Origin of the sequence: Pseudomaricurvus sp. HS19, from assembly GCF_009857815.1 — a bacterium.
In the GTDB taxonomy this organism is placed as follows: Bacteria; Pseudomonadota; Gammaproteobacteria; order Pseudomonadales; family Cellvibrionaceae; genus Pseudomaricurvus.
In genome coordinates this window covers 496,596-511,390 of the sequence record NZ_WVVW01000002.1, presented here as the reverse complement: position 1 = coordinate 511,390, position 14,795 = coordinate 496,596, and the positions used below count along the sequence as shown (strand labels likewise).

General features: G+C 59.2%; 15 protein-coding genes. 12 read left to right on the top strand and 3 right to left on the bottom strand.

The window, feature by feature from the left end:
• The first annotated feature begins 7 nt into the window (after nt 1–7).
• The 8 genes from ftsY (at nt 8) to GSF27_RS10060 (ending at nt 7,397) form a co-directional block, all read left to right on the top strand.
• Entirely contained in the window at nt 8–1,369 is a 1,362-nt protein-coding gene (ftsY, locus tag GSF27_RS10095; protein ID WP_237457474.1) for a signal recognition particle-docking protein FtsY, read from the top strand.
• A gap of 83 nt (nt 1,370–1,452) precedes the next feature.
• Nucleotides 1,453–2,151: a cell division ATP-binding protein FtsE gene (gene ftsE / locus GSF27_RS10090; protein ID WP_160968526.1), complete on the top strand. Its 699-nt coding sequence runs from the start codon at nt 1,453–1,455 to the stop codon at nt 2,149–2,151.
• Complete coding sequence (gene ftsX / locus GSF27_RS10085) at nt 2,120–3,157, top strand: permease-like cell division protein FtsX (protein WP_160968524.1); 1,038 nt, start codon at nt 2,120–2,122, stop codon at nt 3,155–3,157. The genes ftsE and ftsX overlap by 32 nt, the downstream gene beginning before the upstream one ends.
• A 158-nt stretch (nt 3,158–3,315) precedes the next feature.
• A complete protein-coding gene (rpoH, locus tag GSF27_RS10080; protein ID WP_160968522.1) occupies nt 3,316–4,170 on the top strand; it encodes an RNA polymerase sigma factor RpoH in 855 nt (284 codons plus the stop codon).
• A gap of 166 nt (nt 4,171–4,336) precedes the next feature.
• On the top strand, nt 4,337–4,711 hold the full coding sequence (locus GSF27_RS10075; protein ID WP_160968520.1) for a DUF423 domain-containing protein: 375 nt from the start codon (nt 4,337–4,339) through the stop codon (nt 4,709–4,711).
• 35 nt (nt 4,712–4,746) lie between these two features.
• Nucleotides 4,747–5,439, top strand: coding sequence for a tRNA (guanosine(46)-N7)-methyltransferase TrmB (trmB, locus tag GSF27_RS10070; RefSeq protein ID WP_160968769.1), 693 nt, complete (start codon nt 4,747–4,749; stop codon nt 5,437–5,439).
• 143 nt (nt 5,440–5,582) lie between these two features.
• On the top strand, nt 5,583–6,227 hold the full coding sequence (locus GSF27_RS10065) for a DUF2959 domain-containing protein (RefSeq protein WP_160968518.1): 645 nt from the start codon (nt 5,583–5,585) through the stop codon (nt 6,225–6,227).
• A 72-nt stretch (nt 6,228–6,299) separates the two neighbouring features.
• Entirely contained in the window at nt 6,300–7,397 is a 1,098-nt protein-coding gene (locus tag GSF27_RS10060) for an OmpA family protein (RefSeq protein ID WP_160968516.1), read from the top strand.
• A gap of 93 nt (nt 7,398–7,490) precedes the next feature.
• Here GSF27_RS10060 and GSF27_RS10055 read toward each other — a convergent pair whose 3' ends face one another.
• Complete coding sequence (locus GSF27_RS10055) at nt 7,491–8,342, bottom strand: universal stress protein (protein WP_160968514.1); 852 nt, start codon at nt 8,340–8,342, stop codon at nt 7,491–7,493.
• A gap of 92 nt (nt 8,343–8,434) precedes the next feature.
• Here GSF27_RS10055 and elbB point away from each other — a divergent pair, with 92 nt between their 5' ends.
• Together elbB and GSF27_RS10045 are read left to right on the top strand one after the other, a co-directional pair.
• On the top strand, nt 8,435–9,091 hold the full coding sequence (elbB, locus tag GSF27_RS10050) for an isoprenoid biosynthesis glyoxalase ElbB (RefSeq protein ID WP_160968512.1): 657 nt from the start codon (nt 8,435–8,437) through the stop codon (nt 9,089–9,091).
• 35 nt (nt 9,092–9,126) lie between these two features.
• On the top strand, nt 9,127–9,759 hold the full coding sequence (locus tag GSF27_RS10045; protein ID WP_160968510.1) for a PDC sensor domain-containing protein: 633 nt from the start codon (nt 9,127–9,129) through the stop codon (nt 9,757–9,759).
• 17 nt (nt 9,760–9,776) lie between these two features.
• Here the strand turns inward: GSF27_RS10045 and GSF27_RS10040 are convergent, their stop codons facing one another.
• Complete coding sequence (locus tag GSF27_RS10040; RefSeq protein WP_160968508.1) at nt 9,777–11,687, bottom strand: ABC-F family ATP-binding cassette domain-containing protein; 1,911 nt, start codon at nt 11,685–11,687, stop codon at nt 9,777–9,779.
• A 41-nt stretch (nt 11,688–11,728) separates the two neighbouring features.
• Between GSF27_RS10040 and GSF27_RS10035 the strand changes: the two genes are divergently transcribed.
• Nucleotides 11,729–12,220 carry a DUF2390 domain-containing protein gene (locus GSF27_RS10035; RefSeq protein ID WP_160968506.1) on the top strand — a complete coding sequence of 164 codons (492 nt, stop codon included), beginning with the start codon at nt 11,729–11,731 and terminating at the stop codon, nt 12,218–12,220.
• 91 nt (nt 12,221–12,311) lie between these two features.
• Here GSF27_RS10035 and GSF27_RS10030 read toward each other — a convergent pair whose 3' ends face one another.
• A complete protein-coding gene (locus GSF27_RS10030) occupies nt 12,312–13,448 on the bottom strand; it encodes a hypothetical protein (RefSeq protein ID WP_160968504.1) in 1,137 nt (378 codons plus the stop codon).
• A 604-nt stretch (nt 13,449–14,052) separates the two neighbouring features.
• Here GSF27_RS10030 and GSF27_RS10025 point away from each other — a divergent pair.
• Entirely contained in the window at nt 14,053–14,778 is a 726-nt protein-coding gene (locus tag GSF27_RS10025) for an FKBP-type peptidyl-prolyl cis-trans isomerase (RefSeq protein WP_160968502.1), read from the top strand.
• The last annotated feature ends 17 nt before the right edge of the window (nt 14,779–14,795 follow it).

Below are 14,795 nucleotides of genomic sequence, written 5' to 3'. Positions count from 1 at the left end.
GTGGTGGATGCACGGTGGGCAGTATGCCGGTAAAATGCCGGACTTTCAGCATCTGGCGGCTATTCAGGGGTTGCAGCGAGTGAGTAATAATTTTTTCAGCCGGTTCCGCAAAAACAAGGATGGGGACTCCCCATCTCAGGGGCCTGAGACTCAGGCCGACGACAGCAGCGAATCAGGTTCAGTTGCTGAAAAAGAGCCCCGGGCGCCCGCGGCGGAGGCCACCTCTGAGCCCGCAGCCACTGAGCCTGCGGCTCCCGAGTCTGAACCCGCAAGCGAGTCGGGCAATGAAGCGGCGCCTGAAGCCGAAGCCAGCGGTGGTTTTTTTGCCCGCTTCCGCAAGTCTGCTGGCGACACTGCTTCAGACCAGCCGGAGGCCGGGCCTGAGAATCCCGAGCCGGTTGCCGACGAAGCCCCGACCACGCCCGCCGAGCAGGAGAAGCCCGCCAGCGGTTTCTTTGCCCGCCTGAAATCCGGCCTCTCCCGCACCAGCAGTAATTTTGCCGACGGCCTTGGCAATCTGTTCCTGGGTCGCAAGGAGATCGATGAAGAGCTGCTGGAGGATGTCGAGACCCAGTTGCTGGTAGCGGACGTTGGCATCGATGCCACCACCACCATTGTTGATCGCCTCACCGAAGCGGTAAGACGTCGGGAACTCTCTGATGCCGGCGCGCTCTATCGCAACCTGAAAGGTATCCTGGTGGAGATGCTGCAGAAGGTGGAAGCGCCCATGCAGTTGCCGGAGAACAAAACCGCCGTGATTCTGGTGGTGGGCGTCAATGGCGTGGGCAAAACCACCACCATCGGCAAGCTCAGCAAGCGCCTGCAGGGCGAGGGCAAAAGTGTCATGCTGGCGGCGGGTGATACCTTCCGCGCCGCGGCGGTGGAACAGCTGCAGGTGTGGGGTGAGCGCAACGACATTCCGGTGGTGGCGCAGCACACCGGTGCCGACAGCGCGTCGGTCATTTACGACGCCATTGCGTCGGCCCAGGCCCGCGGTGCGGATGTGGTGATCGCCGATACCGCCGGGCGCTTGCACAACAAGAGTCACCTGATGGACGAGCTCTCCAAGGTGAAGCGGGTTATGGCCAAACTGGACGACAGTGCGCCACACGAGGTGCTGCTGGTGCTGGATGCCGGCACCGGGCAGAATGCTCTCAACCAGGCGCAGCAGTTTGTGGATGCCGCCGGGGTCACCGGCCTCGCCCTCACCAAACTGGACGGTACCGCCAAAGGTGGTGTTATCTTTGCGCTGAGTGAAAAATTTGGCCTGCCGGTACGCTTTATTGGTGTCGGTGAAGGCGTCAACGACCTGCAGCCCTTTGTGGCGGAGGAGTTTGTTGAGGCGCTGTTTCAGGGGGCCGCAGAGTAGCAAGTCGCTGCTGCGGGACGCGGCAGCAGAATAATTCAATAACTTGGGGAAGCCGCTGGCGGCAGCGCTGTCGGCGGGCAACTATGATCCGATTTGATCAGGTGAGCAAACGTTATCCCGGCGGCCATGAAGCGCTGAGCCGGGTCAGCTTCGACGTGCCGGCGGGGGACATGCTGTTCCTTACCGGGCACTCCGGCGCCGGTAAAAGTACCCTGCTGAAACTCATCATGTTGATGGAGCGCGCCTCGCAGGGGCAGGTGCTGGTCAACAACCAGAATCTCAACCGTCTCTCCAACCGTCAGATTCCCCTGCTGCGTCGCCAGGTCGGCGTGGTGTTCCAGAATCACCAGTTGTTGTTTGACCGCAGCGTCTTCGACAACGTGGCGCTGCCGCTGATGATTGAGGGCTACCACCCGCGCGAAGCCGCTCGTCGTGTGCGTGCGGCGCTGGATAAGGTGGGGCTGCTGAAAAAGGAGAAGCAGAACCCGATTGTGCTCTCCGGCGGTGAACAACAGCGCGTGGGTATCGCCCGGGCGGTGGTCAACAAGCCCAGGTTACTACTGGCGGATGAGCCCACCGGTAACCTGGATCCGGAACTGTCGGCGGAGATCATGCGCCTGTTCCAGCAATTCAACGATGTGGGGGTGACCGTCATGATCGCCAGCCACGATATCAGTCTGATTCGTCGTCTCAACCGCCGTGTGCTGGGTCTGGCAGACGGGCAGCTGGTGCACGACGGAGTCCTGCCGCATGTCACAGATCCGCAAACCACTGAAGGCTGAGGCCGCCGACAGCCGCGACGCCGGTGCTGGCCAGCCCCGTGGCCGCGGAGGTGACAGTGGCGCCAGCGTCTATCGCACCCAGGTGTCCGATCGCTGGCGCAGCTATCTGGCGCATCATCGCCACAGTGCCCGCGACAGTCTGCAACGGTTGTTGGCTACACCGTTGCAGAGCCTGATGACCTGGCTGGTGATCGCCGTGGCGCTGGCGTTGCCGGCGGCCATGAAAACCGCACTGGACAATGTTCAGGTACTGGGCGACAGCTGGCAGGGGGTGCCGCAATTGTCGGTGTTTCTCAATCCCCGCGCGCGGCCGGCCGCCATTGACGCCTTCCGCGACCAGTTGCAGAAACATCCACAGGTGAAAGGGGTGGAATACATTTCCCCCGAGCAGGCCCTGAAAGAGTTCGAGGCGCGCTCGGGCATGGGCAACGCGCTCAGCAGCCTGGACAGCAACCCGCTGCCGCCAACGCTGCTGGTGGTGCCCCGCGATGATCTGGATGCCGCGGCGCTGGCGGCCCTGGGTGACAAGCTGAAAGCCGAACCGGTGGTGGACGATGTGGTGTTTGATCGCGCCTGGGTGGAGCGGTTGCATCAGCTGCTGGCCCTGGGTGAGCGTCTGGTGCTGGCACTGGGTGGCCTGCTGGGCCTGGGTGTCATACTGGTGATTGGCAATACCATCCGGCTCTCCATCGAAAATCGCCGGGATGAGATCGTGGTGATCAAGCTGGTGGGTGGTACCGATGCCTTCGTGCGTCGTCCCTTCCTTTATACCGGTATCTGGTACGGGCTGGGGGGTGGCTTGATCGCGCTGGTGTTACAGCTGCTGCTGCTGTGGCTGCTCTCCGGACCGGTAGCGGCTCTGGCGGACAGCTACCAGAGCCATTTCGGCCTCGCCGGGCTCGGGCTTCTCGGCAGTCTCAACCTGCTGTTGTTGGCGGCATTGGTTGGTTGGCTGGGCGCCTGGCTGGCGGTGGGCAAACACCTGGGAGAGATCCAGCCTCGCTAGTGCACCAAAACCGTTATTTTGACCTAACAGTTTGAATTTTGGGGCGTTTTCCGGGGTCGGGGACTTGAATCCGGGAACTTTTTGGGTTATTTAGAATCCCATGTAGCGGATTGTGTTAGACTCTTTCCGTTCTGGATGTAACTCACTGGAGACAATGCATGGGCACAAGCTTACAGCCTGTAGGGGTACTCGCACCTGGAGCTAACCTGAATGCGTATGTGCAGGCCGTCAATGGCTTCGCCGTCCTGTCGGCCGAAGAAGAGAAGCAGCTGGCCGAAGATCTCTACTACCATGAAGACCTGGAGGCTGCCCGCCGCCTGGTTATGGCTCACCTCCGTTTTGTGGTGCACATCGCCCGCTCCTATTCCGGTTATGGTCTCGCCGAGGCTGACCTGATCCAGGAGGGCAATGTTGGCCTCATGAAAGCGGTAAAGCGCTTCAATCCCGAGAAAGGGGTGCGTCTGGTCTCCTTCGCGGTGCACTGGATCAAGGCTGAAATCCACGAATTTATCCTGCGTAACTGGCGCATCGTCAAGGTGGCCACCACCAAGGCGCAGCGCAAGCTGTTCTTCAACCTGCGCGGTGCCAAGAAGCGCCTTGCCTGGCTGACCAACGAGGAAGCCCACGCGGTAGCCAAAGACCTGGACGTGGACGTCAAGCACGTACGCGAGATGGAAGGTCGACTGTCTGCCTACGACGCCGCTTTTGATGCCGGCACCGATGAGGATGACGAAACCGCTTACCAGGCGCCGGCCTATTACCTGGAAGACAAGCGTTATGATCCTGCCCGTCAGCTGGAAGAGGCGGACTGGGAGGAGAGCGGGGCCAACAGTCTGGCGCTGGCGCTGGAGGATCTGGACGAGCGGGCTCGGGATATCCTGCAGCAGCGCTGGCTCAATGAGGACAAGGCCACCCTGCATGATCTGGCGGCCAAGTACGGCGTTTCGGCCGAGCGTATCCGGCAGCTGGAAAAGAACGCCATGAAAAAGATCCGGGCCATTATGGAAGCCTGATTGCCAATCCGGCCCCGGTCCCCGACACAAAGCCGCTGCTCAGCGGCTTTGTTCGTTTTGGGATATAAGGTTTATAGCCAGTGAAAACGCTGGCCAACTTCAGTTTTGCGCGTCATACCACTACAATGGCGTCCGTTTTTTATCCAGCAGTGGAGCCCGGCGGATTATGGCAAGAATGTTTGTCGCACTGGCGGCCGCCAGCGGGCTGCTGGCAGTGGTGCTTGGGGCTTTCGGAGCCCACGGCCTCAAGGGCAAATTGCCGGAGGCGATGCTGAATGCCTACAGCACCGGTGTGCAGTACCACTTCTACCACACCCTGGCACTGTTGTTGGTGGCGTTGCTGCTGCAGAGACTGACCTCGGTGTGGCTGCTCTGGAGCGGCTGGCTGTTTGTGGCCGGGATGCTGTTGTTCAGTGGCAGCCTCTATGCCCTGGCGCTGGGCGCTCCCCGCTGGCTGGGTCCGGTGACCCCCATTGGCGGGCTCTGCTTTATGGCCGGATGGCTGTGTTTGTTTATTGGCGCCTGGCGCACGGATGGTTGAATAGGTCTCTACTTACCATGACAGATGCTTTGGATCTGAAACCGGAGTTCAAACAGAAGGCGATTCGCAGCTACGTAATTCGCGGTGGCCGCATCACGGTCGCGCAGAAGAAAGCCTTCGATCGCTACTGGCCCCACTTTGGCCTCAGCCTGTTTGACGGGCCGCTGGATATGGCGGCTACCTTTGGCCGCGAGGCGCCGGTGGTGCTGGAGATTGGCTTCGGTATGGGCGAATCACTGCTCACCATGAGCCAGGCGGAAGCCGACAAGAATTTTATCGGTATTGAGGTTCATCCGCCGGGCGTGGGCAGCCTGATCAACAATGCGGGCAAGGCCGAAGTGAGCAACCTGCGTGTGTACATGGCTGACGCCGTGGACGTGCTGGATGACTGCATCGCCGACAACAGCCTCGATCGCTTCCAGCTTTACTTCCCGGATCCGTGGCATAAGAAGAAGCACAACAAACGTCGCATCGTGCAGCCGGCGTTTATCGAGCGTATCAAAGCCAAGCTCAAGCCCGGCGGTGTGATTCACATGGCCACTGACTGGGAAGCCTATGCCGAGCATATGATGGAAGTGCTGTCCGCTGCTCCTGGACTGGAAAACTGCGCCGGTGAGTATCTCTTTGCCGAGCGGCCGGAGTATCGTCCCATCACCAAATTTGAACAGCGTGGTGAACGCCTTGGTCATGGTGTCTGGGATTTGTTGTTTCGCAAAACACCCGCCTGACCAATCCGATGTGACGCCTGTCACATACGGATGTTACAATTCCTGCCAGTGAGAAGACGCGGTACGCAGTGACGTATCGCTATTTTTCGTGGTCAGGCGCACAGAGGTCACCTCTTCGCCCCGATTGGCACCAAGGACGCTGCATGCTCGCTCGGTTTACCCTGCTTTCCATACTCTCCCTGTTTTTGCTGGCTTGCCAAAGTGCCTATTACGGTGCGATGGAATCCGTTGGCTATCACAAACGCGATATTCTTGCCGATCGTATCGAAGATGCCCGCGATGCCCAGGTGGATGTGAAAGAGCAATTCTCGTCAGCACTGGAGCGATTCAGCAAAGAACTCAATTTCGACGGCGGTGAGCTGCAGCGCACCTATGAGCTGGTTAACGACGAATATGAGGCAAGTCAGGATCGTGCTGATGAACTGAGTGAACGCATTGACAGTGTTGAAGAGGTGGCCGACGCGCTGTTTGACGAATGGCAGGAGGAGCTGTCGCTCTACACCAGTTCATCGCTGCGTCGGCAGAGCGCTGCCAAGCTGCAGGAGACCCGTCGCAACTACAGTCGCATGCTCGCTTCGATGCGCAGTGCTGAAAAAAAGATGCAGCCGGTGCTCAATACCCTGCGCGATCAATCGCTCTATCTCAAGCACAACCTCAACGCCCGGGCAGTGGCGTCACTGAAAAGTGAATTTTCATCCTTGAAGCGGGATATCAACGTATTACTGGCGGATATGGAAACATCCATCTCCGCGGCCGATCAATTCATGAGTCAGCTGACTGACGATTGATCGGCTAAACTCAATCTTGTCGCACAGGAATTTGTGCCGGATACATTTTCATTTCCATTAAGGAGTAGTCACATGACGAAAACGCTCACAAGCCTTGCGGCTGCCGCCGGATTTGCACTGGCTGCCGTTACACCGATGGCATTGGCTGACGACCACAAATTCGAAATCAACGGCGGTCTTGGTTACCACCTGTTCGATGAAGACTGGGAGATTGAAGACGACCTCTTTTACGGTATCGGTTTGGGCTATGTGATCGATCCCACCTGGACGGTTGAGGCCTGGTGGCTGGAGTCCGGCACTGAGGCCGAGGACTTCAATATTGATGTGGATCTGCGGGAATACCGCGTGGATGTCCTCTATCACCTGGTTGAGGAAGGCGACTGGCGTCCGTTCATTGTGGCCGGTGTGGGTGACATGGAATTCGATGTCGACGGTTTCGATAAACACAGCGGCACTCGCCTGAACCTGGGTATGGGTGTGAAAAAAGCGTTAACCGAGCGTCTCAATTTACGTGGTGATGTGCGCGTATTGAATAACATCGACGAAGAGATGACCGATCTGGCGGTGATGCTGGCGCTGAACTATGAGATTGGTGGTAACTACAGCAAGTCCGAACCGGCACAGCAGGCCAATGATGCCGACGGTGACGGTGTTGAGGACAGCCTCGACCAGTGTCCGGGTACGCCTGCCGGAGTAGCCGTGAATGCCCAGGGTTGTCCGCTGGACAGTGATGGTGACGGTGTGTACGACTACATGGACAAGTGCCCTGATACCGCTGCTGGTCTCAAGGTCGATACCGATGGCTGCCCGGAAAAACTGGAAGAGAGTGTTTCCATTACCCTGAAGGTGCACTTCGATCACGACAGTGCGGTGGTCAAAGAGCGCTACTTCAGCGATATCAAGCGCGTGGCCGATTACATGGCCCAGTATGAAGGTTCGGTGGTGGAAATCGGTGGTCACTCCGATGACCGCGGCTCCGAGACCTACAACCAGAAGCTGTCACAGCGTCGTGCTGATTCCGTGGCTGCAGTGTTGGTGACGGAGTTTGGTATCGCCCAGGAGCGTGTAACCTCCAAGGGCTATGGAGAAGAAGGACCGGTTGCCAGCAACGATACCGAAGAGGGGCGTGAAGCCAACCGTCGGGTTGAGGCAATTATCAGCAGCCAGTAAGCGACTGCCAGCAACACAAAAAACCGGCGCAACCTGCGCCGGTTTTTTTATGCCTGGTATTTCGATAGCCGTTGCTATACGAAGTGACGTACGTCAGTTCACCACCAGGATATCGCACTCCAGTTGGTCGAGGACCTTTTCCGCGGTATTGCCCAGCAACAGACCCTGCACGCCCTTGCGGGCTACGGTGCCCAGCACCACCACATCGCAGCGCAGCTCTTCCGCCACCTCGACAATTGCGGCTTTGGCGGTCCCACGGCAGATATGTACCCGTTCCGGTAACACGCCATAGAGCCTGCCAATTTTGTGTTCAGGCGTTTCCGGCTCGCTGTCCACCAGCAGCTGCAGTACGGCGGCCAGGTCCGCTTTCTGCTCCAGTGCGGTGACGCAGTGGAGGTCGGACTGGGTAGCCTCTGCCAGGCGCCGGGCCTCGGTCATAATGGCATTGTTGAGCAGGTCGTGACCGGGATCGTCGCTGTCCAGCGTGATCGCTGCCAGCAGCCGTTGTCCTGTCCAGGGATCCGGATCGTTCACCAGCAGTACCGAGCATGGCGCCCCGCGCAGTAACACCACATCCGAAGTGCGGGTGAGGTGACGCTCCACCAGCGTGTGCGGGCTGGAGGATTTGAGGATGAGGTTGGCTCCGGCCTGTTCGCTGGCGCGAACCACCGCGTCCTGCCAGTCGCTGTTCCAGTAGGCCTCGGTAGTCACTTCCAGGCCCTCCCTGCGCAGTGGGGCAGCCAGCTCCTCCAGCAGCTCTTCTGTTTCCCTCATCACCACGGTCTTGGCCTCACGGCGGGAACCGAATTCCGACATGTCCTCGGTGTAGTCGCAGCAGAACAGGTGCAGCCTGGCATCCATGTCCACGGCAATTTGTTCCGCGCGTTTGAGCGCTATCTGCTCAATGGCGGTAGGATCGATAACCACAAACAGCAAGCTGGTCACAATCGTATACCTCCTTGGTGAGTGAGTTGTGAGCCTCTACAATATGGCACACATTGAATATTGTTGTTAACGGACGAGAGGGGTTTTGTGACATGTCAAAGAAAGTGGCTGTAATTCTGGCTGGCAGTGGTGTGTTTGATGGTTCCGAGATCCATGAGGCCGTCATCACGCTGCTGGCGCTGGAGCGGGCTGGTGCGGATGTGCAGTGTTTTGCTCCCGATGTGCCACAGTTGCACGTCATCAATCACCTTACCGGTGAGGTGATGGAAGGGGAGCAGCGCAACGTCCTGACAGAGTCAGCCCGCATCGCCCGCGGTGCCGTCAGGGACCTGAAGGAGGCCAGTGCTGCGGACTTCGATGCCGTGGTCATTCCCGGTGGCTTTGGCGTGGCGAAGAACCTGTCTGATTTTGCCCTCAAAGGCCCGGAGATGAGTGTCAATGCGGATCTGCTGGCGCTGGCCAAAGCCTTCCACGCTGCCGGCAAGCCGGTGGGTCTGATGTGCATTGCACCGGCACTGGCGGCCGCCATTTTTGGCGAAGGTGTGCAGTGCACCATTGGTACTGACGCTGGCACGGCGGCGGCCCTGACCACCATGGGTGCCAGTCACCAAGAGGCGGATGTCAGCTCCATCGTGGTGGACAGTGGCAACAAACTGGTCACCACGCCCGCCTACATGCTGGCGGGCAATATTGCTGAAGCGGCATCCGGTATCGAAAAGCTGGTGGCCGAAATCGTGGCCATGGCGTAAGTGGCGAAGCCCCCGGGTAGTGAGCTGAGCTGGACATGGATGCCCCTCTGAGCGTCAGTGAAAAACGCAACCGCAGGGTCCTGGCCCTGCTGGTATGTCTGTGCCTGGTGGCTGCGCTGTTGCTGACAGGTCACCGGCGGCAGGCAACCGAAGTGCGTTGGGACGAGGCAACACTGCGGCAGGCGTTGCAGCAGGAGATTACCCACATCCGCAAACTGGCCGGTCAACCGCTGCTGGTGGCCGCCGTCCGGCAGCAAAATGCCGAGGGGCTGAGCAAGGCCGATATCCTGCGACGGGATCTGGCGTGGAGCGCAGGCGATGACACCCTGCCCCTGAAGCAGCAGCTGCAGAACAGCGAGGCAACACGTTTTCTGCGCTCGCAGGTGGAGGGCAGCCGCGTCTACAGCGAAATGATCCTGACCGACGTTCAGGGTGCCAATGTCGCGGTCTATCCACTGAGCAGTGACTACTGGCAGGGCGATGAGGCCAAGTGGCGGGAAGTGGTGCTGCAGGGACGGTCGAGTTACCTCTCTCCCGTCGCTGCAGACGCCAGCAGCGACAGCAACGTTGTGCAGCTATCGGTGCCGGTGGTGGATGAGGAGCGCACCATTGGAGTGTTGATCGTCAGTATCCGCCTGAGTCACATTCTCTTTCGCCAGCTCCACTAAGGGCCAGGAAAGCAGACTTACTCCGCCGACAGTGCCGCCTCCATCTCTTCGTACTCCTCGCTCAGCGTCATCCACTCCTCTTCGGTCTCGCTCAAGGTTTGCCGCAGTTCACCCTGTTGCTTCAGCAGCGCCTGCAGCTCGGCTTTTTTGCTGTCGGTATAGAGAGACTGATCGCTGAGTTGTTCTTCCAGCTGGCTGAGTGCCTGCTGCTGTTGCTCCATGCGTTTCTCGGCTGCCTGCACCTTTTTGCGCAGTGGTTGCAGCTGCTGTCGCAGCGCGGCGGCGGCCTGTCGCTGTTGCCGGCGATCCACTTTGGTCTCGGCCTCGGCTGTTGCCGGGGCGCTTGCCGGCGAGTCGGTTGACCGATGGTTATCAGTCATCCAGCGGTGGTAGTCCTCCAGGTCGCCGTTGAACTCTTCCACCTTGCCGTTAGCCACCAGCAGGAACTCATCCACGGTATTGCGCAGCAGGTGGCGGTCGTGGGAGATCACCAGTACCGCACCGGGGTAGCTCTGCAGCGCCAGCGTCAGCGCTTCGCGCATCTCCAGGTCGAGGTGGTTGGTGGGCTCGTCCAGCAGCAGCACGTTGGGTTTTTGCCAGGCGATCAACGCCAGGGCCAGGCGGGCTTTCTCGCCGCCGGAAAAATGGCGGATGATTTCAAAGGCACGATCACCGTGGAAGCCGAAGCCACCGAGAAAGTTGCGGACTTCCTGTTCCCGCACTCCGGGACTGAGGCGCTGGATGTGCAGCGCAGGACTGGCGCCCAGATCCAGTGCTTCCAGCTGGTGCTGGTTGAAGTAGCCCAGCGCCAGGTGTTCACCACGGGTGCGTTCACCCTGCAGGGGTGCCAGTTCGCCCACCAGCGCTTTCATTAACGTGGATTTACCGGCGCCGTTGGGACCCAGCAGGCCAAAGCGGCTGCCGCTGTCGATGCGCAAATTGACTTCGTTGAGAATCGCCTTGTCACCGTAGCCCAGGCGCGCGTGGCTCAACTGCAGCAGCGGCTGTGAGGTTTTGTCGCTGCAGGGAATCTGAAACTGGAAGGGCGAATCCACATGGGCGGGCGCAATGGTCTCCAGCCTCTGCAGCGCTTTCAATCGGCTCTGGGCCTGTTTGGCTTTACTGGCCTTGGCCCGGAAGCGCTCCACAAAGCGCTCGATGTGGGCGATTTGTGCCTGCTGCTTTTCAAACATCTGCTGTTGCTGCGCCAGGCGTTCGCTGCGCTGGCGTTCGAAATCGGAGTAGCTGCCGCTGTAGAGCGTCAGCCTCTGTTGGTCCAGGTGGATGATCTGCTCCACCGTATTGTCGAGGAAGTCACGGTCGTGGGAAATGACCAGCATCGTGCCGCGAAATTGCTTCAGGCGTTGTTCCAGCCACCAGGTGGTGTCCAGGTCCAGGTGGTTGGTGGGTTCGTCCAGCAACAGCAGATCCGCCGGGCACATAAGTGCCCTGGCCAGGTTCAGACGAATGCGCCAACCGCCGGAGAAGTCCGCCACCGGGCGGTCGCCATCACCGCCGCCAAAACCCAGTCCGTAGAGCAGCTCCTGGGCACGGGCTTCGGCAGTGTAGCCGTCGATGGCTTCAAAGTCGGCATAGTGCCTGGCCAGCAGGTCGCCATCGCCGTCGCAACTGGCAATGGCCTGTTGTACCTCGCGGAAGCGTTCATCGCCATCCAGCACATAGTCCAGCGCCCGGCGATCGCTGTGTTCGATCTCCTGGGCCATGTGAGCGATACGCCAACCGGAGGGGATCTGGCATTCACCCTGATCGGGAGCCAGCTGGCCGGTCAGCAGTTTGAACAACGTCGACTTGCCGCTGCCGTTGGCGCCAATAAGCCCGGCCCGGTGGCCGTCGTGCAGACGCAGCTGCGCGCCCTCCAGCAGGATCTTGCTGCCGCGCTGTAAATTGAGATCGTGAAGTGTAATCATGCGGCTATTTTATCACGCCCACCTCACCTTAAGCCTTCACCATGATGCAGTCACAGCAATCTTTTTGGCAGTTTGCCGTCAGCCTGTATGGCTTCGACGGTGTGCAACCGTTGTTGCTGCGCTGGCAGGATGAGTACGGGCTGGAAGTTACCCTGCTGTTGTGGGCCCTGTGGTTGGATGTGCAGGGCCAACCCTGGGACGAGGAACTGTGGCGCCTGGGCTTATCGGGCACGGCTGTGGGGCGGCGGCGAATCAAACGCTGGCGTGGCTGGCGGCGTTGCTGCCCGCGTTCGCTGGTGCGGATCAGGGATTGGCTGTTGGCAGTGGAACTGAACAGGGAGCGCGGGGTGATTGATCAGCTGCAACAGCTGACCTCGTTGGCTCACCTGGAACCCGCGGCCATTGACGCTTCAGAGCTATGGCTGCAATACACCACCCGGTTGTTACAGACCCTGGGTTTGCAGGATCAACAGTCACAGCTGGTGGCATTGCTGCAGAACTGGCGAGAGGGCGATCGTCAGGCCCCGCCTTAATCTCTCGCCCATAAAAAAGGGCCGGCCGCCGGATCGTAATCCGGCTGGCCGACCCCGGGGCAGTGGTTAGCCCACTGCCAGGGTGCGGTACTTACTCTTCGCCGAACAGGCTTGGGCTCAGGGGAGCCGCAGGAGCAGTTGCTGCTACTTCAGGGGTAGCTGCCGGCTTTGGTGCTGGCGCTTTTTTGGGAGCAGCGGCTTTGGCTTTGGCTGGTGCTTTTTTAACGCTGGCCTTTTTAGCGCTGGTTTTCTTCGCGGCGGCTGCTTTCTTTGGCGCAGCTTTCTTGGGGGCCGCTTTGGCGGCTTTAGGCTTGGCTGCGGCTTTCTTGGCAACTGGCTTCTTCACAGCTGCCTTTTTGGTAGTGGTTTTAGCGGCTGGCTTGGCAGCGGCAGCGGTCTTCCTGGCCGGCGCTTTGCGGACCTTGGCTTTAGCAGCGGCTTTCTTGGCAGCGGCCTTGGCTTTTACGGCTGCAGCTTTGGCTTTCGCCTTGGCCTTGGCAGCGGCTTTTTTCTCTGCAGCTTTGGCTTTGGCAGCAGCAGCTTTGGCTTTCGCCTTGGCCTTGGCAGCGGCTTTTTTCTCTGCAGCTTTGGCTTTGGCAGCAGCAGCTTTGGCTTTCGCCTTGGCCTTGGCAGCGGCTTTTTTCTCTGCAGCTTTGGCTTTGGCAGCAGCAGCTTTGGCTTTCGCCTTGGCAGCAGCAGCGGCTTTCCTGGCAGCGGCCTTGGCTTTCACCGCGTCTGCCTTGGCTTTGGCCTTGGCTTTAACGGCGGCTTTCTTGTCGGCAACCTTCTGCTTCTGGGCGGCGATGCGAGCGGCCTTGGCAGCGGCTTTCTTCATTTCTGCTTCGGCTTTAGCGCTGGCCTTGGCGATGGTGGAAGCGGTCTTGTTGGCTTCGGCAATGGACTTGAGAGCGGCCTGGGCTTGCTTCACGGCAGTCAGGCTGGCAGCGACGACTTTCTTCTGGGCGTTGGCATCAGCGGCAGCTTTGCTGGCTTTGGTGACGTTAGCTGCAGTTTTCTTGGCTGCGGCAGCCTTTTTCGCAGTAGTTGCTTTGCCGGTCAGAGTGGTCAGCTTCTTTTTATCAGCAGCAACCGCTTTAACGGCTACGGCTACGGCTTTTTTGGCGTCGGCTACCTGTTTGGTGCGTGCCTTTTCCAGCTCGGATTTCAGTTTGGCAATTTGGGATTCCAGATCAACGATCGGATCGACAACTTTTTTGCGGGCTGCCATATGCATGCTTCCTTTTGGGTGGTCTAGTTAAGAGCGATTGCGCAGAGTTTTTCTTTTTGCCGGGCGGCTATTGAAAAGCGGGCGGATGATACCCGCTTTTGGCGAATAATTGTAATCCTTGGTCAGAATAAAACCAGCTTGCTGGCTCAAATAGCAAAAGTTTTTTCACTTTTTTTTACGTGAAATCAATCCGGCTGAGTGTTGGCAGCAACGCATGGCCGTGTATTGAGGTACAGTCGCTAGCGCGGTTTGTGTGGCGGGGGCACCTGGATATGAAAAACGGCCGCTGATTAGTGCAGGTTTTTTGTGTGCATTCAGGAAACCAGAGGCATCCGGATCCGGGTGAGCAGCGGAACCCTGTTTCAACGTCACGCCTTTGCTTGATTGTCAGGGTTCCATCGCCGGGCTCGCTCCGGCCTCCCAGGTGTTGAACAGCCGCCCCCGGTGACGGTCTTCCCGGCGACAGGATCGCGGTGCGCCTCTCAATTCGCGGGGAACTGTCGTGTTATGCTAGGGTCTGTTACGGAAGGCCCCGCGCGGATCGCGTTACACTCAACCAGCCGGAAATAACAATCAACCGGTGTTGTCTATATCAGGATTAGTTATGTCGTTTACCAGAAACAAGATTTCTCGTGCGGTTGCTGCCGCTGCTACCACCCTGCTGCTTGCCGGTGCGGTGACCACTTCCGTGCAGGCGGAAGAGATGGATACCGTCACCAAGCGTATGAGCTATATCTTCGGCTACCAGGTTGGCCGTAGCATTCAGGAACAACAGATCGAAATCGATCTCGATATCTACAAGCAGGCCCTGGAAGATGCCCTGGCCGGCAAGGATCCCAGCCTGACCCAGGAAGAGGTCCAGGAAGCCATGATGGCGTTCCAGTCCATGCAGCAGGCCAAGGCCGCCAAGTTCGCCGAGGCGCAACAGGCTGAGGCCGAGGCCAACCTGAAGCAGGGGCAGGAGTTTCTCGCGGCGAATGCCAAGAAGAGCGGTGTAAAGACCACCAAGAGCGGGCTGCAGTACAAGGTGCTGGAAAAGGGCAAGGGTTCCAAGCCGACCGCTGACAGTACAGTCACTGTGCACTACCGTGGCACACTGCTGGACGGTACCGAGTTTGACAGTTCCTACGCTCGTGGCACGCCCATTGAGTTCGGTGTAGGCCAGGTCATTCCGGGCTGGACCGAAGCCCTGCAACTGATGACAGAAGGCTCCAAGTGGGAGTTGTACATTCCGTCCGACCTGGCCTATGGCCCGGGTGGTTCCAGGCCTGTCATCGGCCCCAACGAGACCCTGAAGTTTGAAGTGGAACTGATCAAGGTCAGCAAGTAATCCGACACTTCCCGGTT